Source organism: Streptomyces sp. NRRL S-37, assembly GCF_000721605.1.
GTDB lineage: Bacteria > Actinomycetota > Actinomycetes > Streptomycetales > Streptomycetaceae > Streptomyces.
This window is the reverse complement of sequence record NZ_JOIZ01000081.1, coordinates 1-1,141: the sequence shown is the minus strand read 5'-3', so window position 1 is coordinate 1,141 and position 1,141 is coordinate 1. Positions and strand designations below refer to the sequence as shown.

Genomic DNA, 1,141 nt, shown 5'->3' with positions numbered 1-1,141 from the left:
CTGCTCGTGGTGGTGCATCACATCGCGAGTGACGGCTGGTCGATGGGGCCGTTGGCTCGTGATCTGGCTGTTGCGTATGAGGCGCGGTGTGCGGGTCGGGTTCCTGGGTGGGAGCCGTTGCCGGTTCAGTACGCGGATTATGCGTTGTGGCAGCGTGAGCTGCTGGGCGACGAGGGTGATCCGGAGAGTGTGCTGTCGCGTCAGGTCGCGTATTGGCGGGAGACGCTGGCTGGTGTGCCGGAGGAGCTGGCGTTGCCGGTGGATCGTGTGCGTCCTGCGGTGGCGAGTTATCGGGGTCATCGTGTGCTGTTCGATGTGTCGGCGGAGGTGCATGCGCGGCTGGTGGAGCTGGCGCGGGCCGAGGGTGTGACGCCGTTCATGGTGGTGCAGGGTGCGCTGGCGGTGCTGCTGTCCCGGCTGGGGGCGGGTACCGATGTTCCGATCGGGTCGTCGAACGCGGGTCGTACGGATGTCGCTCTGGATGATCTGGTCGGGTTCTTCGTGAACACGCTGGTTCTGCGTACGGATCTGTCGGGGAATCCGGCGTTCAGGGATGTGCTGGGGCGGGTGCGGGAGGCGGGTCTGTCCGCGTTCGCGCATCAGGATGTGCCGTTCGAGCGTCTGGTGGAGGAGTTGGCGCCGGCGCGTTCGTTGTCCCGGCATCCGTTGTTCCAGGTGATGCTGACGTTGCAGAACACCGGTGAGGCTTCGTTGGTGTTGCCGGGTGTCGAGGTCGGTGAGGTGGAGGAGGAGCTGGCCGCTGGTGCGGCGGCGGCGAAGTTCGACCTGTCGCTGAGTCTTGAGGAGACGTTCGCGGGTCAGGGTGTTGCGGCGGGGTTGCGGGGTGTGCTGACGGCTGCGGCCGATCTGTTCGAGGCGGGGACCGCTGGGCGGCTTGCGGAGCGTTTCGTGCGGGTGCTGGAGGCGGTTGCCTTCGGGTTCGGTGGTGGCCGGGTTCGAGGCGCAGGTGGTGCGTGCTCCGGATGCGGTGGCGGTGGTCGCCGACGGTGTTGAGGTGTCGTACGCGGAGCTGGATGCTCGTGCGAATCGTCTGGCGCACTATCTGGTGGGTCAGGGTGTGGGTGCGGAGTCGGTGGTGGGTCTGTGCCTGCCGCGTGGCGTGGAGATGATCACGGCGATC

At 66.9% G+C, this 1,141-nt stretch carries 2 protein-coding genes; both read left to right on the top strand.

The window, feature by feature from the left end:
- Positions 1–1,014, top strand: a 1,014-nt coding sequence (locus IH50_RS0136780) for a condensation domain-containing protein (RefSeq protein ID WP_234328342.1), incomplete at its 5' end; no start/stop codon positions are given.
- The coding region (locus IH50_RS43395; protein ID WP_324617174.1) for an AMP-binding protein at positions 944–1,141 on the top strand (198 nt) is incomplete at its 3' end. The genes IH50_RS0136780 and IH50_RS43395, both read left to right, overlap by 71 nt.